The organism is Planotetraspora phitsanulokensis (genome assembly GCF_016863295.1).
Taxonomy (GTDB): Bacteria; Actinomycetota; Actinomycetes; order Streptosporangiales; family Streptosporangiaceae; genus Planotetraspora; species Planotetraspora phitsanulokensis.
In genome coordinates this window covers 1-24,740 of record NZ_BOOP01000018.1, presented here as the reverse complement: position 1 = coordinate 24,740, position 24,740 = coordinate 1, and the positions used below count along the sequence as shown (strand labels likewise).

Genomic DNA, 24,740 nt, shown 5'->3' with positions numbered 1-24,740 from the left:
GCACCGGTGGGCTCAGAGCGGGAACGCCGAAACGCCGCATCCCGAAGGTGGGATGCGGCGTGGACGCCCGTTAGAACGCTACTTGGCGGCCTGCAGAGCGGCGGCGCGCTTGGCGATCGCCGACTTGCGGTTGGCGGCCTGGTTCTTGTGGATGACGCCCTTGCTGACGGCCTTGTCGAGCTGACGGGAGGCGGCCTGGAGGGCTGCCACGGTCGCCTCGACGTCGCCCTGGTCCGCGGTCTCACGGAACTTGCGGACAGCCGTCTTCAGGGACGACTTGACGGCCTTGTTGCGCAGCCGGGCCTTCTCGTTCTGCCTGTTGCGCTTGATCTGGGACTTGATGTTCGCCACGAAGAAGCCTCGGTGAAGTCTTGGTCGGATGGGGCGCGCGGGCTCGAGAGAGGGCGCGCCACACGCAGAGAAACAGAGTATCAACAGCCCTGCTCGGCGCTCAAATCGCGCATGAGCCACGGCCTGCGTCTGAATCCTACAGTGCGCCGGCCTGACAGGGGCTGAAGCCGGATCCGCGATTCCGGGAGCGGCCATGATCGCGGCGGCCGTCGATCAGGGCCGGACCCAGGCCGTCTCGTACTCCTTCCAGTCCTCCTCCGTGGCCGCGAAGTCCACATAGAGGGCGAGGCCCAGGTTGGATCGCGGGCCGTCCTCGGTGAGGGCGAGCCTGACGCCGTCGGCCGCGGACGCGACGCTCTCGGCGAAGTCGCTCAGGGCGACGATGTGGTCGTGGTAGGCGGGCGCGCCGATGAGGATGGTCTTGTTCTCGGGTACCAGGCCCATGGCCAGTTTCGTCTGCCGTACGACATGGCCGCCGTAGAGCGACGGCAGGGGGGTCCAGGAGTCGTAGGTCATGATGGCGACCTGGTCGGTGAGGTCCGCGACCTGCCGGAAGTAGCCGGGCGTCCAGTACTTGTCGTGGCCCACGGCGAGGCGGAGGGGGAACCGCATGCCGGGCAGGGGCTCGATCTGCTGCGTGGCCGTCGACAGGAGCTTGGCGCCGATGGCCTGGCGGGTCCGGGTCAGCACGTCGAAGAAGGACCGGTCCCCGTCCTGGACGGGCTCGAAGTCGTAGTGGACGCCGTCGAATCCGAGATCGGCCAGCGCCTTCGCCCCGGCGACGATCCTCGCCCGGGTCGGCTGGTCGGCGAGGTCCAGGCTGCCCTCGACGTCGTCGTCCACGACCTGGCCGAGCCAGGCCGACACCCGGATTCCGGGCAGCTTCTCCCGCCACCACTTCAGGAAGTCCGCCGCGCCGGGATATCTGTCGGCGCGGAGCGTGCCGTCGGCCTCGAACGGGCCACTGTGGACGTAGACGTCCCGGATCCCGCTCTGCCGTAATCGGACGGCCAGCGCGTCGACGTCGGCGGCGGTCTTCCTCCCGTCCACCCAGGCGTGCCCCATCCACAGGGCGTCGTGCCCCGTCGTCCTCGCCCAGGCCGCTGGAGAGCCGGTGAACTCGATCCGCAGCGCGGCCGCGGCGGTCAGTCCCAGGGCCAGCAGAACGGCCAGGACGATCACCGCCCAGCGGGTAACGTGCCTGATGGTCCCTCTGATGGTCAAGGCAAGCATCCGGACATGCCACCATGGAGGGTGGCTGCTTCGCCAGCCCCGACCGGAGAGCGCGCTGAGCGTGAGGCGAGGCGGTTCGGCCGATCGGGCACACACCCACCTTGTTGAACTCTGTTGAAACGGACTTCGGTGCGCACCCAGCCTGGCCAGACCGACCCCGCGTTGATCCGCAACTTCTGCATCATCGCGCACATCGACCATGGCAAGTCGACTCTCGCCGACCGGATGCTCCAGCTCACCGGCGTGGTCGACGACAGGTCCATGCGCGCGCAGTACCTCGACCGGATGGACATCGAGCGCGAGCGCGGCATCACGATCAAGTCGCAGGCCGTCCGGCTCCCGTGGGACGGCCACGTGCTCAACATGATCGACACTCCCGGCCATGTCGACTTCACCTATGAGGTGTCGCGGTCGCTGGAGGCGTGTGAGGGTGCGATCCTGCTGGTCGACGCGGCCCAGGGCATCGAGGCGCAGACGCTGGCCAACCTCTACCTGGCCATGAACGCCGACCTGCACATCATCCCGGTGCTCAACAAGATCGACCTGCCCGCCGCGCAGCCGGACAAGTACGCCGAGGAGATCGCCGGACTCATCGGCTGCGACCCCGGCGACGTCCTGCGGGTGTCGGGAAAGACGGGCGTCGGGGTCAAGGAGCTGCTCGACCACGTCGTCGAGCACATCCCGGCCCCCGTCGGCGACGCCGACCGGGCCTCTCGCGCGCTGATCTTCGACTCGGTCTACGACACCTACCGGGGTGTCGTGACCTACGTCCGCGTCATCGACGGGCACCTGTCCAAGCGCGAGCGGGTGCTCATGATGTCCACCACGGCGCAGCACGAGTTGCTGGAGATCGGTGTGATCTCGCCGGAGGCCGTGCCGTCCGACAAGGGCCTCGGCGTCGGCGAGGTGGGCTACCTCATCACCGGCGTGAAGGACGTGCGCCAGTCGCGTGTCGGCGACACGGTGACCAGCGCGGTGAAGCCCGCCACCGAGCCGCTCGGCGGCTATGACCACCCGAAGCCGATGGTCTACTCCGGGCTTTATCCGATCGACGGCGACGACTACCCCGAGCTGCGTGAGGCTCTCGACAAGCTCCGGCTGAACGACGCCGCGCTGGTCTACGAGCCTGAGACGTCGGCGGCGCTGGGGTTCGGCTTCCGCTGCGGCTTCCTCGGCCTGCTCCACATGGAGATCGTCCGGGAGCGGCTGGAGCGGGAGTTCAATCTCTCGCTGATCTCCACCTCGCCCAACGTCATCTACCGCGTGATCATGGAGGACGGCAAGGAGCTCGTGGTCACCAACCCGTCGGAGTTCCCCGGTGGCAAGATCGCCGAGATCTACGAGCCGATGGTGAAGGCCACGGTGCTGGCGCCCTCCGAGTTCATCGGCGCGATCATGGAGCTGTGCCAGGGCCGCCGGGGAAACCTCATGGGCATGGAGTACCTCTCGGAGGACCGGGTCGAGATCCGCTACACCCTGCCGCTCGGTGAGATCATCTTCGACTTCTTCGACCAGCTCAAGTCCAAGACGCGTGGCTACGCCTCCCTCGACTACGAGCCGTCGGGCGAGCAGGACGCCGATCTCGTGAAGGTCGACATCCTGCTGCAGGGCGAGCCCGTCGACGCCTTCAGCGCCATCGTCCACCGGGAGAAGTCCTACGCCTACGGGGTCGAGATGGCCAAGAAGCTCAAGGACCTCATCCCGAGGCAGCAGTTCGAGGTGCCCATCCAGGCCGCCATCGGCGCCCGGGTGATCGCCCGGGAGAACATCCGGGCCATGCGCAAGGACGTCCTCGCCAAGTGCTACGGCGGCGACATCAGCCGTAAGCGCAAGCTGCTGGAGAAGCAGAAGGAAGGCAAGAAGCGCATGAAGATGGTCGGCCGGGTCGAGGTGCCTCAGGAGGCCTTCGTCGCGGCGCTGTCCACCGACTCCGGCGGCGCCGCGGACAAGGCCAAGAAGTAGCGCGTCAGCGGGGCCGGGACCGTCGGAAGGCTCGGTGAGGGCGTGGCCGGAGGGTCACGCCGGCACCTCCAGACGGACGCGGAACACGCCGTCGTGCTCGCCCGCCTCCAGGCTGCCTCCGAGCAGCTTGGCCCGCTCGCGCATGCCCACGACTCCGTAACCGCTGCCGGGCGTCCCCGGCGAGGCGGCCAGCTCGTTGGTCACCTCGAGCGAGCACGACGCCGGGCCGAAGGTCAGCCGGACGTCCGGTGCGACGCCGGGGGCGTGCCGCCGCACGTTGGTGAGCGCCTCCTGGGCGGTACGGATGATCGTCAGCTCGGTCTCCGGATCGAGCCGGCGGGTCTCGCCCGTCAACGTGAGCTCGCAGCCCACCCCCGTCGCGGCCTGGAACTCTCCGGTCAGGGCGGAGACCGCCTCCGCCAGCGGTGGGACGTCCCCGCGCAGTGCCGTGATGGCCCGGCGCGCCTCCTCCAGCCCCTGCTTGGCCATGTCCCTGGCCAGATCCACCCGCTCGAGCGCCTCGCCGGACCGGTCGGCGCGCAGAAGGAGCCGGGCCCCTTCGAGGTGGAGGAGCTGGGCCGACAGGGAGTGCGCGAGGATGTCGTGGATGTCCCTGGCGATGCGCGCACGCTCCGCGAGGACGGCCTCCCGCTCCTCAGCCGCGCGCGCCGCGACGGTCGTCCGCCGCACGTACGCGATCAGGTAGACCACCACGGTGAAGGCGATCACGTCCCACGAGACCGACCGGTCCTGCGACTGGGCGCTCAGGGTGAGCACGGCCAGGGCGGCGGTGGTCATCGGCAGGGAGTGGGCCGGCGGGAGCCGTACGGCGATGACGCCGATGGAGACGAACACCGCGGTGAGGGCGGGGCTGTGGGGCGCGATGATCTGGAGTGCGACGGCCACGGTGACCATCGCGTACGCCGTCAGGAGCACGACGGGCCGCGGGCGGTCGCGCCGCTGGAGGGCCAGGAACGCCAGTATGACGAAGCCGGCCGCGAGGAGCCCGTCGATCACGTGCGGCCACGTGAGCGCGGGCTGCGGCCGGGCGCGCACGACGGCGACCGCAAACGCCGCAACGGCCGCGAGCCGCAATAAGAACATGATGTCGCGGGCCCTTTTCACCCCTCGACGGTAACCGCGGGCGCGGAGTCCATCGATCGTGCGCGGTGGGCGACCACGACGGCCTGGACGACGAGGGAGAGCCCAAGGAAGATCAGGATCGAACCCGTTTCGAGGGCCACTCCGGCGGCGCTTCCGACGGCCACGAAGCCGAAGCGCGCCGCGATCGCGACCAGCCAGGCGACGATCGTCCACGTCGTCCCCTTGCGCCACAGCGTGCCCTGGGCGTCACGCCAGACCCGCATCGTGTAGGCCCGGACGATGCCGAGCGCGGCGCCGACGAGCAGCTCCGCGGCGAGCAATGCGATGCTCAGCGACGCGTGGGCGGAGTCGATCAGATGTCCCTGGAGCACGCCGACGACGATGAGCACGAGCGGCAGGGTGAGCGCGCGCCCCTCGTTGACGGGACGGACGCGCATCTGGCGGTAGACGGCGAGGGCGAGGACGGCGAGAGCCAGTACGGCGGCGAGCAGTTCGTTCATGGGACCCGACGTTAGGGAGGGCCGGGGTCCCGGCGGATCGGAGCACGGGTGGAGATCCCAGGCTCCACCCGTGGGTGGGGATCGGCACCTCGCCCGCCGGAAACCCGATGGTCGCGGCGGTGCGGATTCACTAGCGTCAGGTCCATGCGCATTCTCTCGGTGAACTTGGGCCGTGCCGTAGCCGCCGAGTGGGCCGGGAGGCTCCGCCGGACCGCCATCGACAAGAGGCCGGCCGAGGGCCGCGTCGCCGTCCACGCGAACGGCCTGGCAGGGGACGAGCGGGCCGACCTCGTCAACCACGGGCACCCCGACCAGGCGGTCTACGCGTACGCGCGGGAGGACCACGACTGGTGGCAGGCCGAGCTGGGCCGGGATCGGCGCGACGGCTCGTTCGGGGAGAACCTCACCACGTCGGGAGCCGATGTGACGGAGGCGCTCATCGGGGAACGGTGGCGGATCGGGACCGCTGTCCTCGAGGTGACGGCCCCCCGGATCCCCTGCGTGACGTTCCGCGGCTGGATGGGGGAGCCCGGCTGGGTCAGGCGCTTCACCCTGGCCGCCCGTCCGGGCGCGTACTGCCGGGTCGTCGAACAGGGAGAGTTGGGCGCGGGCGACGAGATCGAGGTGCTGGACCGTCCGCGGGACGGGGTGACGATCCGCGAGGCGTTCGCCGCGTATCACGGAGACAGGGACCTGATGCGCAAGATCCTCGCCCATCCCGGCCACAGTGAGAAGTGGGACGGGATCGCGGAGAGAGTGCTGAAGTGACACGGAAAGGGGGCCGGAGCTCGACCCAGGAGCTCCGGCCCCCTCCCGTCGCCCGCCCGTGCTGCGGCGGGCGGGCCCACCCCCGCAGGTGGGTTCGGGGGATCAGCGCAGCACGGAGTACAGCGCCGAGGTGAGTGACGCCTTGGCGTCGTCCTGGTCGATGGACCACAACATCGAGCCGCCGAGACCCTTGAGCCTGATGTAGGCGGCCTTCTGGACCATGACGGCCGGGTCGTCGTAGGACCAGAACTCGTTGCCGTCGTAGAGCCAGAGCGTGCCGGTCAGCAGGTCGCGGTAGCGCTTGCCCGGCTTGTTCACGAGGTTCTTGTAGTCGTCGCTGCCGGGTGCCCAGGTGCCGGGAGCGGGCCCGGTCGCCGGAGCGTAGAGGCCGTCGCCCTTGGACGTCACGCCGGTCCAGCCCTGGCCGTACGCGGGCACTCCCACGACGATCTTCTTGGCGGGCGCTCCGCGGCTGATGTAGTCGCGGACCGTCTGGTCGACGCTGTACCGCACGGGGTTGGGGTCACGCCGGTCGGTGAACAGGTTGCCGTTGTGGCCGGTCTGGAGCTCCCACGAGCCGCGCAGGTCGTACCCCTGAACGGTCGCGAAGTCGAGCTGGCTGAAGACCTTCTTGACCTCGAAGCCGGCGTCGATCTTGGTGGCCGCCGCGGGGAGGAAGGCGGTGAGCTCCGACTTCCGGTCGGCCGCCTTCATCTGACGCCGCAGTTCGGCGAGGAAGAGCGTGAAGTTCTGCTTGTCCTCCGGGCGGATGATGTTGCCGTCGTTGCCGGAGGAGCCGGGCCACTCCCAGTCGAGGTCGATGCCGTCGAACACGCCGGCGCCCGCGCCGGCCGGCAGGTCGGGGAGGTTGCCCTTCATCCACAGGTCGACGCAGGAGGCGGCCAGCTTGGCCCGCGACGCGGGAGTGAGGACGGCGTCGGAGAAGTACTTCGATCCGGTCCAGCCGCCGAGCGAGATCAGGACCTTCAGGCCCGGGTGCTCGGACTTGAGCTTCCTGAGCTGGTTGAGGTTGCCCTTGAGCGGCTGGGCGTCCGTGTCGGCGACGCCGTCCACGCTCTGCTCGGCGGGCACCGGACGCTGCCAGTCGGCCCAGGGGTCGGCGGAGTAGCACGTGCCCTCGGGCCCCACGAACCCGAAGGCGTAGTTGATGTGGGTGAGCTTGGCGGCGGCGCCGCTGGTCTCGAGGTCCTTGACGTGGTAGTTCCGCCCGTAGATGCCCCACTGGATGAAGTAGGCGACCCGCTTGAAGCGGTCGTTCTTGCCCGTCTGGGCCTGGGCCGCGGGCGGCACGGCGACGGCCGTGAGGCCGACGGCGACCGTCGCGACGAGGAGGTGCTTCAGGAATCGGCGCACGTTGTGTCTCCTGCTGTCGTTAGGCACAACTATTAGGAAACTTTCTTGTAAATTGCCGCGATCGTAGACCGGGGTGATCGGGCCGTCAATGGCTTCGCGGCGGCCTTGTCGACGGGACGGCGTCACCCGCACCGTGGTGCGGCATCGTCGTACTCGGTCGTGCGGCGTCGTCGGCACGGTGAGACTGGCGGCAGACTGGGGGTGTGCCTTCCGCTCTTCCCGACGGCGATCCCGTTCCCGCGTCCGGCGACCTGCCGCAGTCGGCCCTCGACGGGCTCGGTTCACGCCCGTTCGGCTTCTACGTGCATGTCCCGTTCTGTGCCACGCGGTGCGGCTACTGCGACTTCAACACCTACACCGCCGCCGAGCTGGGCCAGGGGGCGTCGCAGCGCGACTACGCCGCTACGGCGATCGAAGAGGTACGGCTCGCCCGGCGCGTGCTCGGGGACGCCGACCTGCCGGTGGAGACCGTGTTCTTCGGCGGGGGCACGCCGACCCTGCTGCCCGCGGCCGATCTCGTACGGTTGCTCTCGGCGATCGACGACGAGTTCGGCCTGGCGCCCGGCGCCGAGGTGACCACCGAGGCCAACCCCGAGTCGGTCGACCAGGCCTACCTGGAGGAGCTCCGGGCGGGCGGCTTCACCCGGATGAGCTTCGGCATGCAGAGCGCCAGCGAGCACGTGCTCAGGGTGCTCGACCGCAGGCACACCCGGGGCCGGCCCGAGCAGGCCGTACGGGAGGCGAGGAAGGCCGGGTTCGACCACGTCAACCTGGACCTGATCTACAGCACGCCGGGGGAGACCGACGACGACTGGCGTGACTCGCTGGCCGCCGCCCTGGCGGCCGAGCCCGACCACGTCTCGGCCTACTCGCTGATCGTCGAGGACGGCACCCGCCTGGCCGCCCGCATCCGCCGCGGCGAGCTGCCGATGCCGGACGACGACGTGGCCGCCGACCGCTACCTCATCGCGGAGGAGATGCTCTCGGCCGCGGGCCTGGAGTGGTACGAGGTCTCCAACTGGGCGGCCGATGAAGAGGCTCGCTGCCGCCACAACCTGCTCTACTGGACCGGCGGTGACTGGTGGGGCGTCGGCCCTGGAGCGCACAGCCACGTCGGGGGCACCCGCTGGTGGAACGTCAAACATCCGGCGGCGTACGCGTCCCGCCTGGTCTCGGGGGCCTCTCCCGGACACGCCAGGGAGGAGCTGACCGCGGAAGACCGGGCCGTCGAGCGGATCATGCTGGAGCTCCGCCTCGTGTCCGGGTTCCCGCTGTCCGATCTGCCCCCGCAGGCCCGTACGGCGTGCGCCAGGGCTCTGGGAGACGGCCTGCTCGAGGTGGAGCCGTTCAAGCGGGGGCGGGCCGTGCTCACCCTGCGTGGACGGCTGCTCGCCGACGCCCTGGTCCGGGACCTGACGCCGTAGCCATTTCGTGCATGATCACGCCGAAGGTCTGTGCGGGTCAGGCGGGGGCGGTGACGAAGTCGATCAGCTCTTCGACGCGTCCGAGGAGTTGGGGCTCGAGGTCGGTGAAGGTCTCGACCCGTCCGAGGATGTGCCGCCAGGCCTCCTGCGGGTCCATCCGCCAGCCCAGGGCGGCGATCACGCCTTCCTTCCACGGGATCCCGCGAGGCACGTCCGGCCACTCCTTGATGCCGAGGGCCGTCGGCTTGACCGCCTGCCAGATGTCCACGTACGGGTGTCCCACGATGAGCACGTGGTCACCGGTCACCTGGGCCGCGATCCTGCTCTCCTTGGAGCCGGGCACGAGATGGTCGACCAGCACCCCCAGGCGCCTGCCCGGCTCGGGGGCGAACTCCGCCACGATGGCCGGCAGATCGTCGACGCCTTCGAGGAACTCGACCACCACGCCTTCCACGCGAAGGTCGTGGCCCCAGATCTTCTCCACAAGGGAGGCGTCGTGCACGCCCTCGACGTAGATCCTGCTCTCCCTGGCCACCCGGGCACGCAGGCCCTCCACCGCGATGGAGCCGGAGGCGCTCCGCCTGGCGCCCTGAGGTGCGGCGGTGGGCCGCACCAGCGTCACCGGCTTGCCGTCCAGGAGGAACCCGGCGGGAACGAGGGGGAAGACGCGCCGCCGCCCGAATCGGTCCTCCAGGGTCACGGCCTCCTTGTCGCAGGCCACGACGGCGCCGCAGAAGCGGCCTTCCGCGTCCTCGACGACGAGGTCCGGTTCGGCCGGAACCTTGGGGATCTGCCCCCGCCGGGGGCGCCGCCAGTCTCCGGAAAGCACGTCCTGCCCGTACATGCCGGGAACGCTAGCAAACGGCGGGCGCGCGCGGCGTGACGTCGCCGGCCACCGGAGCGCGGTGCCCGGGTCGGGATTCGGAGATCGGGCTCGGACCCGCCCGGAAGGGGGTATTCCTCTTATATGGCATAGGGACGATCACCTGGCGGTTTGTCCATCGCATCGTCTGTGTTATCGCACCCCGGGAGCCGTAGCCGTACACTTGGCACTCGGGAACACAGAGTGCCAGAGCCTGTGTTCCCTGCACAGGGAGGTGACACATTGCTCGACGACCGCAAGCTGGCCGTGCTGCGTGCCATCGTCGAGGACTACGTGTCCACCAACGAGCCGGTGGGCTCGAAGGCCCTTGCCGACAGGCACAATCTCGGTGTCTCACCTGCGACGATCCGCAACGACATGGCCGCGCTCGAGGAGCAGGGGTACATCCACCAGCCCCACACGAGCGCGGGCAGGGTGCCGACGGACAAGGGGTACCGCCTGTTCGTCGACCGTCTCTCCCAGGTGAAACCGCTCTCGGGAGCCGAACGCCGCGCGATCGAGACGTTCCTCGCGGGAGCGGTCGACCTCGACGAGATCGTCATGCGGACCGTGCGCCTGCTCGCCCAGCTCACCCGCCAGGTCGCGGTGGTGCAGTATCCGTCGCTGACCAGGTCGACGGTCCGGCACGTGGAGATCGTGCCCGTCGGTGAGCGACGGGTCATGCTCGTGCTGATCACCAACACTGGCAGGGTCGAGCAGCGCGTGATCGATTTGATCGAGGACGTGGCGGAGGACCGGATCGCGAACCTGCGGGCCGTGCTCAACACGTGCCTCGACGGCTGTGGCCTGTCCAACGTCCCGGAGACCGTCGCGGAGCTGCCGGAACGGCTCCCGCAGGAGGACAGGCCGGTGGCGGCGACCATCCTGTCCGTGCTCCTCGAGACGCTCGTCGAGCGGCACGAGGAGAAACTCGTCTTCGCCGGTACCGCCAACCTCGCGGCGGCCGACTTCAGCGTCGGCCTTCGCGACGTGCTGGAGGCGCTGGAGGAGCAGGTCGTCCTGATGCGCCTCCTCGGCGAGACAGGCGGACTGTCCGAGCTGACCGTGCGGATCGGCTCGGAGAACCCGTACACCGGACTTCGCGGCACCTCTATCGTGGCCGCGGGATACGGTTCGGGCGACAAGGAACTGGCCCGGCTCGGAGTGCTGGGCCCGACTCGAATGGACTATCCCGTGACGATGGGTGCGGTACGCGCCGTGGCGCGCTACGTGGGCCAGATCCTGGCGGGGTCATAAGTGGCCCAGGACTACTACGCGACCCTCGGGGTACGCCGTGACGCCAGCCAGGAAGAGATCAAGAAGGCGTACCGCCGTCTCGCCCGGGCGCTGCACCCTGATGTGAACCCCGACCCCGAGACCCAGGAACGCTTCAAGGAGGTCACCCAGGCGTACGAGGTGCTCTCCGACGCGAGCAAGCGCCAGATGTACGACCTGGGCGGCGACCCGTTCAGCAGCGGCGCCGGCGCAGGGGCGGGCGGCTTCGGCGCGGGGTTCCCGTTCAGCGACATCATGGACGCCTTCTTCGGGGGCTCGGGAGGCTCGCGAGGGCCGCGATCCCGGGCCAGAAGGGGGCGCAACGCGACGATCCGGGTCGAGCTCGACCTCGCGGAGTCGGGGTTCGGCACCACGCGTGAGCTGGTCGTCGACACGGCCGTGTTGTGCGAGGTCTGCCAGGGTTCCGGCGCGGCGGCGGGCACCCACCCGGACACCTGCGACATGTGTCACGGACGCGGTGAGGTCTCCCAGGTCACCCGGTCGTTCCTCGGCCAGGTCATGACCTCGCGTCCCTGCCCGCAGTGCGGCGGCTTCGGAAGCGTGATCCGCCACCCGTGCATGGAGTGCTCCGGCGAGGGCCGCGTACGCACCCGACGGACCATCAAGGTGCGCATCCCCGCCGGTGTCGAGGACGGCACCCACATCCAGCTCGCGGGCGAGGGCGAGGTCGGCCCCGGAGGCGGCCCCGCCGGCGACCTCTTCCTGGAGATCGTCGAGCGCCCGCACCAGATCTTCGAGCGGCGCGGCGACGACCTCCACTGCACCGTCCAGATCCCCATGACGGCCGCTGCGCTCGGAACGTCCCTCACCGTCGAGACCCTCGACGGTGCCCAGGAGATCGACGTGCGCCCCGGCACGCAGGCGGGCCAGGTCATCCCCCTGTACGGCAGAGGCGTCCAGCGGCTCAACGAGACGGGGCGCGGCGACCTGCTGATCCACGTCACGGTGGAGACCCCGACCAAGCTCGACCCCCAGCAGGAGGAGTTGCTCAGGGAGCTGTCGAAGCTGCGGGGCGAGGAGCGGCCCCCGGGCAAGTTCACGCCCGGGCAGCAGGGCTTCTTCTCGCGGCTGCGAGACGCCTTCAACGGCCGCTGAGCCCTGTGGTGAGCGGCGCATGAGCGTTCCCGTGTTCCTGGCCGACCGGGCCGACCTCGAGGCGGACCGCGTCGTGCTCGGCGGCCCGGAGGGACGGCACGCGGCCGCCGTCCGCCGGATGCGCGCGGGCGAGCGGATCGACCTCACCGACGGCGCCGGGTTCGTCGCCGAGTGCGTGGTGCTCGACGCGGGCAAGGACTCGCTCGCCGCCGAGGTGGTCGGGCGCCATCGCGTCGAGGCGCCCGCGCCCCGGCTGGTCGTGGTCCAGGGCCTGCCGAAGGGCGACCGGGGCGAGCTGGCCGTCGAGATGATGACCGAGGTCGGCGTGGACGTCGTCGTGCCCTGGTCGGCGGCCCGGTGCGTGACCCAGTGGAAGGGCGACCGCGCCGCCAAGGGGACGGCCCGCTGGCGTAACACCGCACGCGAGGCCGGCAAGCAGGCCCGCCGGTTCCATCTCCCCGAGGTGACGGAGCAGGCCACCACCGGCCAGGTCGCGGAACTGATCTCACAGGCGGCGCTCGGGATCGTCCTGCACGAGGAGGCCGAGACCCCGCTGTCCGGCCTCACGCTCCCCACCGAGGGCGATGTTGTGATCGTGGTGGGACCCGAGGGCGGCGTCACCGGCGAGGAACTCGCCCGGTTCACGCAGGCGGGAGCCGTACCGGCCCTGCTGGGGCCGACGGTGTTGCGGACCTCGACGGCAGGGGTGGCCGCCGCGGCGGTGCTGCTGTCGCGTTGCGGGCGCTGGTGACGCCCTCAGGCCGCTGAGGTCAGGAGGCCGGCGCGGTGTCGTCGGCCACCGAGTTGGTCGTGGCCGTCTCCGTGGGCGTGGGAGTAGGCGTGGGCGTGGGCGTAGGCGTGGGAGTCGGGGACGGAGACGTCGTCGCGGGCGTGGTCACCGGGGGCGAGGGGGTCTTCTGCTCCGGGGGGCACGAGGGGGAGGCCGGGGTCTGGCCCGCTCCGCGAGTGGCGCAGGGTGTCGTCCTGGGCGGGGTCGGTCGCACGCTCGTGCTCGGCTTGTGCGAGGGCGTCGGCGACAGCTGAGAGTGCGGCGTCACGCTGGGGGTGATCACGGGGGTGGGAACCGTTCCCGCGGGGGGCCGTCCCGTCGAGGAGGTGTCGGGAAGCTCGGTACCGTCCGCTCCCGCGACCGAGATGCCCGTGCTCTGGCTCACCTGGGTCCGCAGGTCGGGGACCAGCATGACGACCGTGCCGGCCACCAGGACGGCTCCGGCTACGGTGACTCCTGCCCGCCACCAAAACGTCCCCCGCAGGCCGCGCTTCTCGATCCGGCCGCGGATGATGTTCAGCCCCTCGGGAGACGGCACGACGGAGTCCGCCTCCGCGCGCATGGAAGCGCGGAGCAACTCCTCGAAGTCGTCGTCGGGGAAGGTCATGAGAACTGCTCCAGTGCCATCCGTAGTGCGGCCATGCCGCGGGCCGTGTGACTTTTCACCGCGCCCTTGCTGATCCCCATCGCGTTGGCGATCTCAGCCTCGGACAGGTCGCCGTAATAGCGCAGGACGAGAGCCTCCCGCTGCCGGGTGGGCAGGCCGCGGAGTGCCTCGATCACCGCCGTGCGCTCCAGCTCGCCGATCGCGCCGTTCTCCGCGCTCGGCGCGTCGGGAAGGCCCTTGGGAGCGTATCTCTCGACGACGGCGCGATGGCGCAGCACGGACCGTGAGCGGTTGACGACCGACTGGCGGAGGTAGGCGAGTGCCTTGTCGGTGTCGCGAAGCCGTCGCCACGCGCCGTGAATGGCGACGAAGGCGTCCTGCACGACTTCTTCCGCGCTGGCCACATCACGGACCAGCAACACCGCGAGACGCACCAATGACCGATAGTGAGCGCTGTAAAGCGCCGTCACGGCCATGTCGGCATCCCACCCGACGGGCACCGCCCCCAGGGACCTGTCGGCCACGAGGGTTTCGGTGGTCACGTCAGTAGGACGCTCGTCACTCCCGGGAAGTTTACGTTCTTCCGAATCATTAGGGGGCATGACCCAGTGGTGTCCTCGCCCGACACTAGGGGTGTTTTTTCGGTGCAGTGTCGCACACACAGACTATCTACGGGGATCTTTCCACGGCATCACTGATTGGCAACGGCTACTCTGTCGCTCGTGACCGACTGCCTGTTCTGCAACATAGCGGCCAAGGAGATTCCCGCGGAAATCGTCCTGGAAACCGAGCGGGCGCTCGCGTTCCGCGACATCAACCCCCAGGCGCCCACCCACGTCCTGGTGATCTCCAAGGCCCACCACGAGAACGCGGCGGCGCTGGCGGAGGCCGACGACGGCTTGGCCGACGATCTCCTCAAGGCATGTCACGCCGTGGCCGTGCAGGAAGGCGTGGCCGAATCCGGCTATCGCGTGGTCCTCAACACCGGCCCGGGCGCCGGGCAGACCGTCTTCCACGTCCACGCGCACGTTCTCGGGGGCAGGAGTCTCCAATGGCCACCGGGGTGAGCGGCTAGCATGACGGTAGGAAACGAGGGAGGCGAGCAGGCCGTAGGGCCGCCCATGTCCGAATCACAGGAATTCCATAAAACCCAGGCCAAGGTGGTCATCCCCGATGGGCAGCCGATGGTCAGCCTCCTCGGCTCGCGCGACGAGCTGCTGCGGGTCATTGAGAAGGCCTTCCGCGCCGACATCCACGTGCGCGGCAACGAGATCACAGTCACGGGCAGCCCCGAGGAGAGCGGCGTCGTCGTGCGCCTGTTCGAGGAGCTGGTCGAGCTGGTCACCTCGGGCGCGGTGCTGACTACCGACTCGGTGGAGCGCAGCATCGCCATGCTGCGGATGACCACCGACCGCCCCGCCGAGGTGCTCTCCCTGGACATCCTCTCGTCGCGGGGCCGGACCATCCGCCCCAAGACGGTCAACCAGAAGCGGTACGTCGACGCGATCGACAAGCACACGGTCGTCTTCGGCATCGGTCCCGCCGGCACCGGCAAGACCTACCTGGCGATGGCCAAGGCCGTCAAAGCCCTGCAGAACAAGCACGTCAACCGGATCATCCTGACCCGGCCCGCCGTGGAGGCGGGGGAGCGGCTGGGATTCCTGCCGGGCACGCTTTACGAGAAGATCGACCCGTACCTGAGGCCGCTCTACGACGCCCTGCACGACATGCTCGACCCCGACTCGATCCCGCGCCTGATGGCCGCGGGCACGATCGAGGTCGCGCCGCTGGCCTACATGCGCGGGCGCACCCTCAACGACGCCTTCATCATCCTCGACGAGGCGCAGAACACCTCGCCCGAGCAGATGAAGATGTTCCTGACCCGGCTGGGCTTCAACTCGAAGATCGTCGTCACGGGTGACGTGACCCAGATCGACCTGCCCGGTGGCCAGGAGAGCGGCCTCAAGGTCGTGCAGAGCATCCTCGAGGGCATCGAGGACATTCATTTCAGCAGGTTGACCAGCGCCGACGTGGTACGCCACCGGCTGGTCAGCGACATCGTGGACGCCTACGGGCGTTATGACGCGGCGATCGCGTCCGAGCCCCGCGAGATCGCCAAGCGATCCAGAGGCAGACGGTGACGAGCGCGCGCGTGAAGGAGATCCGGTGAGCATCGAGGTGGCCAACGAGTCCGGCGTCGAGGTCGACGAGTCGGCGCTCGTCGAGTTGGCCGGGCACGTGCTCGGGCGCATGGGCATCCACCCCCTCGCCGAGCTGTCGATCCTGATCATCGACGAGGCGGCGATGGCCGTCCTGCACGAGCAGTGGATGGGGGAGCCGGGGCCGACCGACGTCCTGGCCTTCCCCATGGACGAGCTGCGGCCCAACTCCGGCGGCGGCCGCGAGGACGACGCCGCCACCGACCCGGCGCTGCTCGGCGACGTGGTGCTCTGCCCCCAGGTTGCCGCCAAGCAGGCCGCCGAGGCCGGGCACGGCGCCCAGGACGAGCTGGAGCTGCTCTGCACCCACGGCATCCTCCACCTGCTGGGCTATGACCATGCGGAACCAGAGGAGCACGCCGAGATGTTCGGCCTGCAGGGCGAACTGCTCGAGGCGTGGCGGGAGGTGCGGCGGAAGCCGTGAACAACGGCTGGCTGATCTCGGCCGTCATCCTGATCGTGGTCGGCGGCCTGCTGGCGAGTGCGGAGACGGCCCTCACGCGCATCTCCAGGGTGCGCGCCGAGGAGTTCGTCAAGGACGGCCGCCGGGGCGCCGTGCGCCTCCAGGCGATCGTCGCCGACCCGCCGCGCTACCTCAACCTGCTGCTCCTGCTGCGGCTGAGCTGCGAGCTGGTGGCCACCGTCATCGCCACCCTGCTGACCGTCGACTGGCTCGGCGACCAGGGACAGGCGTACGCGGTGGCGGCCGCCATCATGATCGTGGTGAGCTACGTCATCGTCGGCGTCTCCCCGCGTACCCTCGGCCGGCAGCACGCCGAGCCGGTCGCGCTGGCCGGCGCCCCGATCGTGTACGGGCTGACACGGATCTTCGGGCCGCTGCCGAAGCTGCTGATCCTGCTGGGCAACGCCCTCACGCCGGGCCGGGGGTTCCGGGAGGGCCCGTTCACCTCCGAGGCCGAACTGCGTGATCTCGTCGACCTCGCCGAACAGCGCAGGGTGATCGAGCCCGACGAGCGGGAAATGATCCACTCGGTGTTCGAGCTGGGCGACACGCTCGTCCGCGAGGTCATGGTGCCGCGCACCGACATCATCTTCATCGAGCGCGGCAAGACGCTGAGCCAGGCGCTGTCGCTGGCCCTGCGCAGCGGCTTCTCCCGCATCCCCGTGGTCGGGGAGAACGAGGACGACGTCGTCGGCATCGCGTATCTCAAGGACATCGTCAGGCGGATACAGGACAACGGCGACACGGGCGCCCGGGTCGACGGGTTCATGCGCCCGGCCACCTACGTCCCCGACAGCAAGCCGATCGACGAACTGCTGCGCGAGATGCAGGCGCGCCAGATCCACCTGGCGATCGTGATCGACGAGTACGGCGGCACCGCCGGCCTGGTCACGATCGAGGACGTGCTCGAGGAGATCGTGGGTGAGATCGCCGACGAGTACGACCAGGAGGCGCCCCGGGTCGAATGGCTCGACGGCGGCGCCGTACGGGTGACGGCGCGGCTGCCGATCGACGAGCTGGCCGAGCTGTTCGACACCGAGATCGAGGTCGAGGACGTCGACACCGTGGGCGGCCTGCTGGCGCACGCGCTGGGACGCGTGCCCATCGCGGGCTCCGAGGCCACGGTCGGCGGTCTCCGGCTGACGGCGGAGACCCTGGCCGGGCGCCGCAACCGCATCAGCACCGTCGTCGTCCGGCCGGTCAAGCCCGCCCCCGAGAACGACGACGTCGTCAGGGCCTCGGCCGAGCGGGAATAGCGACCGGCTGTCGGATTCGTGCCGCATGTGGCATCGGCGGCAAGCGTCCGTTAAGCGTTCTGCAAGCCGACTGGGCCACAGTGCTTGCAAGGCGTCCGGGAGGGGTTCGGGACGCCGAAGGGGGGGCCCGGCGCGCCGGAAGGGGTTCGCGGCGCACCGGCACCCTCACTCGGGGGTCGTGGGGGCTCTCACCCGGCCGGAACGGGTGGGAGCGCCCCATTCACCACTGCTCGTCGTCGCTCGTCACTCCTTGTGGTTGTCGATTTCCGTCCAAGGGAAGGAACGGGTCGGCGGAGGAGACGACGGTATGCGGATCATCCACACGGCCCTCGTATGCGGGCTGATCGCTATGACGGGAGCGTGCGGCACCGAGGACGTGATCCACGCACGCGCGAGATCCACAGCCGAGACCGCCCGGATGCGCGCCGCGCTCGCCACCATGGACGACCTGCCGGCCGGCTTCTCCGATCGGGCCAGAGACCGGTGGCAGCCGCCCTTCCGGCCCAAGAAGCGGGCGTGCCGCGTGCTCTTCGACGCGGTGGCGGGCAAGCCGCCCCAGGATGGCCTCGGCGGCACGGCCGCGGTCACCTATCAGGGCGACGGCATAGGGGAGCTGGCCGGAGTCGGCCTGGCGGTCTACCTGGGAGATCAGGCCGCGGACCACCTCGAGGAGTTGCGCGAGGCCATGGGCGAGTGCGTCACCGCCCAGAGCGGCGGCGCGGGACAGCGAGACCGGCTGGTGGTCTCCGAGTTCCCGATCGAGGACGTCGGCGACGACGTCGAGGCCCGCCGGCTGACCGGCCGCGTCGGGGGATATCCGTACGAGATGCATCTGGTCGTCGCGAACGTCAACCACACCCTCGTCGCCCTCGTCCACGCGGGCCTGGCGCCGCCCGACGCCCTCCGTACCGAAGAACTGGTCCGGTCGCTGGTCCGAGAGGTCGGTAGCCTTGACCCGTGACAGAGACGCTGGACCCTGAGGACGCAAAGATCATCACACTGGCGCGTTCGATCCGCGCCCGTAACGGCTCCGCCGAGGGAGCCGCGGTGCGCGACGAGACGGGGCGGACATATGCCGCGAGCGGGGTCGATTTGCCCTCGCTCCAGCTGACGGCGGTCCAGGTCGCGGTGGCGATGGCCGTGTCGAGCGGAGCGAAGGCCCTCGAGGCGACAGCGCTGGTCACCGAGGCGGACGGCCCGGGGGAGCAGGACCTGTCGGTCATGCAGGACCTCCGCAACGGCACGCTCCTCCTGGCCGCGCCCGACGGCTCCCTGAAGGGCCGGCATGTCTGACGCGAGCAATGACTTCCACGCAGGGTTCGCCTGCTTCGTCGGCAGGCCGAACGTCGGCAAGTCGACCCTGATGAACGCGCTCGTGGGCACGAAGGTCGCCATCACCTCGTCGAAGCCGCAGACGACCCGGCGGGCCATCCGCGGCATCGTGCACCGCCCCGAGGCGCAGCTCGTGATCGTGGACACCCCCGGTTTCCACCGGCCCCGCACGCTTCTCGGCGAGCGGCTGGACAGCCTCGTGTTGTCCACGCTGACCGAGGTCGACGTGATCGGCTTCTGCGTGCCCGCCAACGAGCCGATCGGCAAGGGTGACAGGTTCATCACCGAGAAGCTGGCCGCCGTGAAGAAGACTCCGGTGGTCGCGGTCGTGACCAAGTGCGACCTCGCCTCGCGGGAGCAGGTCGCCCGTCAGCTGCTCGCGGTGTCGGAGCTGGCCGAGTTCGCGGAGATCGTCCCGGTGTCGGCCGAGAGCGGAGAGCAGCTCGACGTGCTCGCCGACCAGCTCGTCGCCCGCCTGCCCGAGTCGCCGCCGCTGTACGCCGGAGGCGAGCTGACCGACGAGCCGGAGCAGATCCTGGTCGCCGAGCTCATCAGGGAGGCGGCGCTCGAGGGCGTCCGCGACGAGCTGCCGCACTCCATCGCTGTCGTGGTGGAGGAGATGGGGCCGCGTGAGGGCCGCGACGACCTCCTGGACATCTATGCGTTCATGTACGTGGAGCGGCCGTCTCAGAAGGCGATCGTGATCGGGCCGGGCGGCGCCCGGCTGAAGGACGTCGGCACCCGCGCGCGGCAGCAGATCGAGGCGCTGCTCGGCAGCCGCGTCTATCTCGACCTGCGCATCAAGGTCGCCAAGGAGTGGCAGCGCGATCCCAAGCAGCTGCGCCGCCTGGGCTTCTACGACTGACGCGCCCGCGTGGCCGCCCGGCCATCGCGCCGACACCCGAGGATGTCTCCAGGGTCGCCGACCGTTCACTGTGTGATCATCGTCACATCGCGCCCCGGGGGGCGGTCGCAGGGGCTGCTCGGGTGCCGAGAGCGGGTGCCGTCCTGATGCCGGGCAGGGCGTTAACCGTACGCTCACCCACCGAGTGATCGTGACTATCGCCCGATCCGCTCGATCCGTTACAGGCTTACTCGTGAGGTCATGAAAAGTGGCTTTACGGCCGTTAGTCACGTTCCATACGATCGGTGCGTTTTGTCGCTCCTGATCTTGTAACGGGGTTTGTGTGCGTTCATCCTGGCTACGGCCTAGTCCCCCCGATTCGGCATCACATCGAGATCATCTGCTCTCCGGGCGTCGCCCGGCCGTCCGGAGGGCCGCCGCGACTCTGGCGGCGTTCACCCTCGTCATGACCTCGGCGGCGGTCGCGGTCGTTCCGGTGCCCGCCTCCGCGACGTCCGGCGGGCCGTCGAAGGGCCGCCCGCTGTCCGCGATGGACGAGGCGTCCGCGTCGACGCTGGCGCGCTCCTCCGGCACCGAGGTCGCCGTCGACGGCGCGACGACGTCCTCGTCCCGGACGGTGGCGTTGCCGGACGGCTCGTTCCGGCTGGAGGTGACCAGCGGACCGACGCGCGTCCGACGGCCCGGCGGCTGGGTGGACATCGACACCACGCTGGTGAAGTCCGGCGGAGCCCTGCGTCCCCGCGCCACGGCCGCCGACCTCACGCTCGGCTCCGGTGGTTCCGCGCCGTTCGCACTCCTGCGATCCGGCGCGAGCGCGTACGGACTGTCGTGGCCGGCGACGCTGCCCGAACCGGTGGTACGCGGCGACACCGCGACATACCGCGGGGTGCGCCTGCCTTCGGGCCAGCCGGCGGACCTGGCCGTGACGGCGCTGAAGACCGGGTTCGCGCACACCGTGGTCCTTCGGGACCGGCCGGCGCGGCCGGTGGAGATCCGGCTGCCGATCGTGAGCGAGGGCGGCGTGCGGCTGACGCTGGACGCGCGCACGGGCTCGCTCCAACTGCGGGACCCCGCGGGCAGGCTGGTGGCCTCCGCGCCCGCTCCCCAGATGTGGGACTCCTCGAGCGACGCGGACGGCGACTCCGACACCGTGCGGGTGGACGCCGCGGTGGAGGACACCGCCGGAGGACAGGCGCTGGTGCTGCGCCCGGACATGGGCTTCCTGACGTCGCCGGATCGCCGTTATCCCGTGACGATCGACCCGACGACGTCGCTCTACGCGGCCACCGACGTCTGGACGGACAGCGACTCCTCCGTGACCCGGCAGGGGTCGGACGTGCTCAAGGCCGGGCACAAGGCCGAGTCCCGCCGATGCCCGGACGGGTGCACGGCACGGTCGTACCTGAAGTTCGCCTCCTCATCGCTCGTGGGCACGCGGATCCTGGACGCCGACCTGTGGCTGTACTCCTGGCGGGCGTCCAGTTGCACCGAGGGTGCGGGCCTGGAGGTCAGCCGGGTGACCGGCGAGTGGGACCCGGCCACGCTGACCTGGTCCACCCAGCCCCCGGTCACCTCCGCGGACGCGGTGACCAACCGGGAACGGCACGGGCACTCCGCGGCCTGCCCCGCCGACTACATGAGCTGGGACATCGACTCCATCGTCTCCGCATGGGCGGCGGGCGCGCCCGACAACGGGCTCCGGTTGGCGGCGGCCGATGAGAGCGACCCCGACTCGTGGGCGAAGTTCTACTCGGCCAACAAGTACTCGGGCGCGGACGCCCGCGAACCCCGGCTGATCGTCACCTACCAGAACCCGCCTGCGGCGCCTTCGGCCGCCGACCTGTCATCCGATCCGGGCGGAGCCTGTGCGACCGACGCCTCCGCTCCCGCGCTGTCGGCCACGGCCACGCCCACGCTGACCGCGGTTCTGCGCGACCCCGACAACCGGGTCGGGGGGACCATCGAATGGTGGGACGGCCAGTCCCGCAAGGGCGGCCGGGACATCGCGCCCATCACCAATTCGGGGGTCTCCTCCGGGCTGCCGTTCTCCGCGACGGTTCCCTCCGGGGCGTTCGCCGACGGGCAGACGATCGCCTGGCGGGCACGTTCTTCGGATGAGAACGCGACGTCGGACTGGTCCGGCTGGTGCTACCTGAAGATCAGCTCGGGGGCGCCGCTGCCCCCGGTGGTCTCGTCGGCCGACTATCCGGCCGACGGGCAGGCCCACGGCGGTGTGGGCAAGCCGGGGGCCTTCACCTTCAGTGCGGGCAGCCCGGACGTGGTCTCCTACGAGTACACCTTCGAGGGCCAGGCGCCGGTGACCGAGAGCGTCGCGCCGGGCGAGTCGCTGACCATCGCATGGGCTCCCACGAGCGATGGGACCCAGAGACTAGGGGTGCGCAACAGGAACGCGGCCGGTCGTTGGAGCTCGCGGGTCACCTACAGGTTCAGCGTGGCGGTAGACGGCGGGACGGGCGGTGGCGAGGCCATGCTGAGCTCCTACTGGCCGTTCGACGGAGGAAGCGGCTCGATCGCGGCGAACGCCGTACCGGGGGCTCCCGACATGACCCTGCGGTCGGGTGCGACCTGGCAGCCGTCGTTCGCGGACGGCGGCCTGGGTGGCCGGATGGGTGCATCCGACCTGCTCGTCGACGCACAGTCCGGCGGGTACGCCGACACACCGAGCGGCGTCGTCTCCACCCGCGGCTCGTACTCGGTCATGGCCTGGGTCAAGCCCGCCGTGGTGCCGGAGACACCGGACGACCGGATGGTCGTGGTGAGCCAGTTCGGAGAGGCGAACACCGGTTTCAGCATCGAAGAGCGGATGAGTCCGGACGACCCGGCGCCGATCGCGCGCTGGGCCCTGGTGACGTCCGGAGGCGATTCCGACGAGAGAGTCGTGGTCTGGTCGTCCGACCCCGTTGACCCGTGGTCGTGGGCACACCTGACCGCGGTCTACGACGCGGCAAGTCACACTGCCCGCCTGTATGTGGATGGCAACTGCTCGGAGGCCGTCCCCGGGGTCGGGCCGATCGCCGGGTGCCCGCCGATCGATGCACCGGACATGATCGACGCCACCGGGCCGGTCAACGTGGGCCGGGGGCAGACGGGCTCGGAGCCGGGGTGGTACTTCTCCGGCGACATCGACGAGGTCCGCCTGTATGACGGTGTGGTCTCCGAGACAGAGATCGCCCAGCGGCAGCTCTTCTGACCCACGCACAGTTGCCCTCGTGCGCGCGGCACGCGGTGGGATGGCGTTCCCACCGCGTGCCACGCCGGTCGGCACCGTGACACTCCGGCCCGGTGGAGGGGTCGGCCCTTGAGGGCATTCTTGCTTCACCGCACTGAGCGATCCGACACGTAGATGTTCGGGTCTGACGCCTCGGACGACCTCTACTGCGGCAGTTGCGACACGCGAAAGGGTCCCGGGGGCTCTCCTGGGCCGCCGGCATCGCCGTGCGGTCACCGTTTCTGGAGGAGCTTGTTCGTCCGCATGGGACGCGAAAGGCAGGAAGAATCCCCCTCCACTCTCAACGTATAGCGCGGAGGGGGCCTTGCGGCAAGACCCAGGTCGTGCCGCAGAATCTCCGGCAGAAGCCACAACCTGCGGAAATCTGGGATGCGTGCAGTACGTGTCCTCGCGGGTGTGCGCCGCCGGACCGCATGGAGCGGCCGGACGAAATGCGACCTCAGTGAATGGGCGGTTCATGTTCGACGTGATCGTTGCCGGGGGCGGACCGACCGGCTTGATGCTGGCCAGTGAGTTGCGGCTGCAGGGCGTGCACGTGCTCGTGCTGGAGAAGGAGGCGGAGCCGACCGGGTATGTCCGTGCGCTCGGCCTGCACGTGCGCAGCATCGAGGTGATGGACCAGCGCGGTCTGCTGGGGCGGTTCCTGGAGCACGGCCGGCAGCACCCGGTCGGCGGTTTCTTCGCCGGCATCGACAAGCCCGCGCCCGACCGGCTGGACACCGCGCATTACTACGTCCTCGGCATCCCGCAGACCACCACCGATCGCCTGCTGGCCGAGCGCGCCACCGAGCTCGGCGCCGAGATCCGGCGCGGCTGCGAACTGGTCGGGCTGAGCCAGGACGACCACGGGGTGACCGCTGAGCTGGCCGACGGCACGCGGCTGCGCTCGCGCTACCTCGTCGGCTGCGACGGTGGCCGCAGCACGGTGCGGAAGCTGCTCGGCGTCGGCTTCCCCGGCGAGCCCACCAGGGTCGAGACGTTGCTGGGCGAGATGGAGGTGGCCGTGCCACCGGAGACGGTGGCCACCGTGGTGGCCGAAGTCCGCAAGACCCACAAGCGGTTCGGCCTCGGGCCCTTCGGGGGCGGGGTGTACCGCGTCGTCGTGCCCGCCGAGGGGCTGGCCGAGGACCGCTCGGTCCCGCCGACCCTCGAGGAGTTCAAGCGACAGTTGCGGGTGTTCGCCGGCACCGACTTCGGCGTGCACTCGCCGCGCTGGCTGTCCCGCTTCGGCGACGCCACCCGGCTGGCCGAGCGCTACCGTACCGGCCGGGTGCTGCTGGCCGGCGACGCCGCGCACACCCATCCGCCGACCGGCGGGCAGGGGCTCAACCTCGGTATCCAGGACGCGTTCAATCTCGGCTGGAAACTGGCCGCCGAGGTGAACGGCTGGGCACCGGAGGGGCTGCTGGACAGCTACCACGCCGAACGGCGTCCGGTGGCCGCCGACGTGCTGAACAACACCCGGGCACAGATGGAGCTGCTGTCTCCCGAGCCGGGCCCTCGGTCGGTGCGCCGGCTGCTGTCGGAACTGATGGACTTCGAGGAGGTGAACCGGTACCTGATCGAGAAGCTCACCGCGGTCGGGGTCCGCTACGACTTCGGCGAGGGCCATGAACTGCTCGGCCGGCGGCTACGGGACGTGGGGCTGAAGCGGGGGCGCCTCTACGAGCTGATGCACGGCGGCCGAGGACTGCTGCTCGACCAGACCGGCCGGCTTTCGGTTGCGGGATGGGCGGATCGGGTCGACCACGTCGCCGATGTCAGCGAGGACCTGGACGTGCCCGCCGTGCTGTTGCGGCCGGACGGCCACGTGGCGTGGGTCGGTGACGATCAGCGGGATCTGCTCGACCGGCTGCCTCGGTGGTTCGGCGCCGCCGTCGGCTGACCGGCCGAAGCCGCCACGGAGGCCACGGAGGCCACGGAGGCCACGGAGGCCACGGAGGCCACGGAGGCCACGGAGGCCACGGAGGCCACGGAGGCCACGGAGGC

The 24,740-nt window shown here is 70.1% G+C and carries 23 protein-coding genes; 15 read left to right on the top strand and 8 right to left on the bottom strand.

Going from position 1 to position 24,740, the window contains the following annotated elements:
• Window positions 1-78: 78 nt before the first annotated feature.
• Window positions 79-351, bottom strand: coding sequence for a 30S ribosomal protein S20 (rpsT, locus tag Pph01_RS18850; RefSeq protein WP_204074432.1), 273 nt, complete (start codon window positions 349-351; stop codon window positions 79-81).
• Window positions 352-564: 213 nt separating this feature from the next.
• A complete protein-coding gene (locus Pph01_RS18845; RefSeq protein WP_204074431.1) occupies window positions 565-1,584 on the bottom strand; it encodes a glycoside hydrolase family 18 protein in 1,020 nt (339 codons plus the stop codon).
• Window positions 1,585-1,713: 129 nt separating this feature from the next.
• Between Pph01_RS18845 and lepA the strand changes: the two genes are divergently transcribed.
• The gene (lepA, locus tag Pph01_RS18840) at window positions 1,714-3,546 is read left to right on the top strand and encodes a translation elongation factor 4 (RefSeq protein WP_204074430.1); all 1,833 of its coding nucleotides are present in this window, start codon (window positions 1,714-1,716) and stop codon (window positions 3,544-3,546) included.
• 54 nt (window positions 3,547-3,600) lie between these two features.
• Here lepA and Pph01_RS18835 read toward each other — a convergent pair whose 3' ends face one another.
• Together Pph01_RS18835 and Pph01_RS18830 are read right to left on the bottom strand one after the other, a co-directional pair.
• Window positions 3,601-4,671, bottom strand: a complete 1,071-nt coding sequence (locus Pph01_RS18835; RefSeq protein ID WP_204074429.1) for a sensor histidine kinase — start codon at window positions 4,669-4,671, stop codon at window positions 3,601-3,603.
• Window positions 4,668-5,150, bottom strand: a complete 483-nt coding sequence (locus Pph01_RS18830; protein WP_204074428.1) for a hypothetical protein — start codon at window positions 5,148-5,150, stop codon at window positions 4,668-4,670. Before Pph01_RS18830 ends, Pph01_RS18835 begins: the two co-directional genes overlap by 4 nt.
• A gap of 144 nt (window positions 5,151-5,294) precedes the next feature.
• Here Pph01_RS18830 and Pph01_RS18825 point away from each other — a divergent pair, with 144 nt between their 5' ends.
• Window positions 5,295-5,918 carry an MOSC domain-containing protein gene (locus Pph01_RS18825; RefSeq protein WP_204074427.1) on the top strand — a complete coding sequence of 208 codons (624 nt, stop codon included), beginning with the start codon at window positions 5,295-5,297 and terminating at the stop codon, window positions 5,916-5,918.
• Window positions 5,919-6,020: 102 nt separating this feature from the next.
• Here the strand turns inward: Pph01_RS18825 and Pph01_RS18820 are convergent, their stop codons facing one another.
• Window positions 6,021-7,292 carry a glycoside hydrolase family 18 protein gene (locus Pph01_RS18820; protein WP_204074426.1) on the bottom strand — a complete coding sequence of 424 codons (1,272 nt, stop codon included), beginning with the start codon at window positions 7,290-7,292 and terminating at the stop codon, window positions 6,021-6,023.
• A 203-nt stretch (window positions 7,293-7,495) separates the two neighbouring features.
• On the opposite strand from Pph01_RS18820, the gene hemW reads away from it, so the two are divergent.
• Entirely contained in the window at window positions 7,496-8,716 is a 1,221-nt protein-coding gene (gene hemW, locus Pph01_RS18815) for a radical SAM family heme chaperone HemW (RefSeq protein ID WP_204074425.1), read from the top strand.
• 37 nt (window positions 8,717-8,753) lie between these two features.
• Here the strand turns inward: hemW and Pph01_RS18810 are convergent, their stop codons facing one another.
• On the bottom strand, window positions 8,754-9,560 hold the full coding sequence (locus tag Pph01_RS18810) for a DUF3097 domain-containing protein (RefSeq protein ID WP_204074424.1): 807 nt from the start codon (window positions 9,558-9,560) through the stop codon (window positions 8,754-8,756).
• Between the two features lie 261 nt (window positions 9,561-9,821).
• On the opposite strand from Pph01_RS18810, the gene hrcA reads away from it, so the two are divergent.
• The 3 genes from hrcA to Pph01_RS18795 are packed head-to-tail and all read left to right on the top strand — an operon-like array spanning window position 9,822 to window position 12,720.
• Window positions 9,822-10,835: a heat-inducible transcriptional repressor HrcA gene (gene hrcA, locus Pph01_RS18805; RefSeq protein WP_204074423.1), complete on the top strand. Its 1,014-nt coding sequence runs from the start codon at window positions 9,822-9,824 to the stop codon at window positions 10,833-10,835.
• Window positions 10,836-11,969: a molecular chaperone DnaJ gene (gene dnaJ, locus Pph01_RS18800; protein ID WP_204074422.1), complete on the top strand. Its 1,134-nt coding sequence runs from the start codon at window positions 10,836-10,838 to the stop codon at window positions 11,967-11,969.
• A 19-nt stretch (window positions 11,970-11,988) separates the two neighbouring features.
• Window positions 11,989-12,720 (top strand): 16S rRNA (uracil(1498)-N(3))-methyltransferase, encoded by a 732-nt coding sequence (locus Pph01_RS18795; RefSeq protein ID WP_204074421.1) that lies wholly within the window; start codon window positions 11,989-11,991, stop codon window positions 12,718-12,720.
• Window positions 12,721-12,739: 19 nt separating this feature from the next.
• Here Pph01_RS18795 and Pph01_RS18790 read toward each other — a convergent pair whose 3' ends face one another.
• On the bottom strand, window positions 12,740-13,366 hold the full coding sequence (locus Pph01_RS18790; RefSeq protein WP_204074420.1) for a hypothetical protein: 627 nt from the start codon (window positions 13,364-13,366) through the stop codon (window positions 12,740-12,742).
• Entirely contained in the window at window positions 13,363-13,842 is a 480-nt protein-coding gene (locus Pph01_RS18785) for a SigE family RNA polymerase sigma factor (protein WP_203882703.1), read from the bottom strand. Before Pph01_RS18785 ends, Pph01_RS18790 begins: the two co-directional genes overlap by 4 nt.
• A gap of 246 nt (window positions 13,843-14,088) precedes the next feature.
• On the opposite strand from Pph01_RS18785, the gene Pph01_RS18780 reads away from it, so the two are divergent.
• From Pph01_RS18780 to rox, 9 genes are all read left to right on the top strand, one after another.
• Complete coding sequence (locus Pph01_RS18780) at window positions 14,089-14,433, top strand: histidine triad nucleotide-binding protein (protein WP_204074419.1); 345 nt, start codon at window positions 14,089-14,091, stop codon at window positions 14,431-14,433.
• A 54-nt stretch (window positions 14,434-14,487) separates the two neighbouring features.
• Window positions 14,488-15,507: a PhoH family protein gene (locus Pph01_RS18775; RefSeq protein WP_204074418.1), complete on the top strand. Its 1,020-nt coding sequence runs from the start codon at window positions 14,488-14,490 to the stop codon at window positions 15,505-15,507.
• A 25-nt stretch (window positions 15,508-15,532) separates the two neighbouring features.
• Window positions 15,533-16,009 carry an rRNA maturation RNase YbeY gene (gene ybeY, locus Pph01_RS18770; protein ID WP_204074417.1) on the top strand — a complete coding sequence of 159 codons (477 nt, stop codon included), beginning with the start codon at window positions 15,533-15,535 and terminating at the stop codon, window positions 16,007-16,009.
• The gene (locus tag Pph01_RS18765) at window positions 16,006-17,304 is read left to right on the top strand and encodes a hemolysin family protein (protein ID WP_204074416.1); all 1,299 of its coding nucleotides are present in this window, start codon (window positions 16,006-16,008) and stop codon (window positions 17,302-17,304) included. The genes ybeY and Pph01_RS18765 overlap by 4 nt, the downstream gene beginning before the upstream one ends.
• A gap of 307 nt (window positions 17,305-17,611) precedes the next feature.
• A complete protein-coding gene (locus Pph01_RS18760; protein WP_204074415.1) occupies window positions 17,612-18,265 on the top strand; it encodes a hypothetical protein in 654 nt (217 codons plus the stop codon).
• Window positions 18,262-18,597, top strand: a complete 336-nt coding sequence (locus Pph01_RS18755; RefSeq protein ID WP_204074414.1) for a cytidine deaminase-like protein — start codon at window positions 18,262-18,264, stop codon at window positions 18,595-18,597. The genes Pph01_RS18760 and Pph01_RS18755 overlap by 4 nt, the downstream gene beginning before the upstream one ends.
• Window positions 18,590-19,501 (top strand): GTPase Era, encoded by a 912-nt coding sequence (gene era, locus Pph01_RS18750; RefSeq protein WP_204074413.1) that lies wholly within the window; start codon window positions 18,590-18,592, stop codon window positions 19,499-19,501. The genes Pph01_RS18755 and era overlap by 8 nt, the downstream gene beginning before the upstream one ends.
• A 445-nt stretch (window positions 19,502-19,946) precedes the next feature.
• On the top strand, window positions 19,947-22,712 hold the full coding sequence (locus tag Pph01_RS18745) for a DNRLRE domain-containing protein (RefSeq protein WP_204074412.1): 2,766 nt from the start codon (window positions 19,947-19,949) through the stop codon (window positions 22,710-22,712).
• Between the two features lie 496 nt (window positions 22,713-23,208).
• Complete coding sequence (rox, locus tag Pph01_RS18740) at window positions 23,209-24,636, top strand: rifampin monooxygenase (protein ID WP_204074411.1); 1,428 nt, start codon at window positions 23,209-23,211, stop codon at window positions 24,634-24,636.
• Window positions 24,637-24,740 lie beyond the last annotated feature (104 nt).

Bases quoted from the DNA above. Each gene is read 5' to 3' on its own strand.
- Pph01_RS18745 (WP_204074412.1), top strand. From the start codon at position 19,947: ATGACCTCGGCGGCGGTCGCGGTCGTTCCGGTGCCCGCCTCCGCGACG.
- Pph01_RS18845 (WP_204074431.1), bottom strand. From the start codon at position 1,584: ATGCTTGCCTTGACCATCAGAGGGACCATCAGGCACGTTACCCGCTGG.
- Pph01_RS18790 (WP_204074420.1), bottom strand. From the start codon at position 13,366: ATGACCTTCCCCGACGACGACTTCGAGGAGTTGCTCCGCGCTTCCATG.
- Pph01_RS18775 (WP_204074418.1), top strand. From the start codon at position 14,488: ATGTCCGAATCACAGGAATTCCATAAAACCCAGGCCAAGGTGGTCATC.
- Pph01_RS18785 (WP_203882703.1), bottom strand. From the start codon at position 13,842: ATGGCCGTGACGGCGCTTTACAGCGCTCACTATCGGTCATTGGTGCGT.
- Pph01_RS18830 (WP_204074428.1), bottom strand. From the start codon at position 5,150: ATGAACGAACTGCTCGCCGCCGTACTGGCTCTCGCCGTCCTCGCCCTC.
- Pph01_RS18760 (WP_204074415.1), top strand. From the start codon at position 17,612: ATGCGGATCATCCACACGGCCCTCGTATGCGGGCTGATCGCTATGACG.
- era (WP_204074413.1), top strand. From the start codon at position 18,590: ATGTCTGACGCGAGCAATGACTTCCACGCAGGGTTCGCCTGCTTCGTC.
- Pph01_RS18825 (WP_204074427.1), top strand. From the start codon at position 5,295: ATGCGCATTCTCTCGGTGAACTTGGGCCGTGCCGTAGCCGCCGAGTGG.
- Pph01_RS18810 (WP_204074424.1), bottom strand. From the start codon at position 9,560: ATGTACGGGCAGGACGTGCTTTCCGGAGACTGGCGGCGCCCCCGGCGG.
- rox (WP_204074411.1), top strand. From the start codon at position 23,209: ATGTTCGACGTGATCGTTGCCGGGGGCGGACCGACCGGCTTGATGCTG.
- Pph01_RS18795 (WP_204074421.1), top strand. From the start codon at position 11,989: ATGAGCGTTCCCGTGTTCCTGGCCGACCGGGCCGACCTCGAGGCGGAC.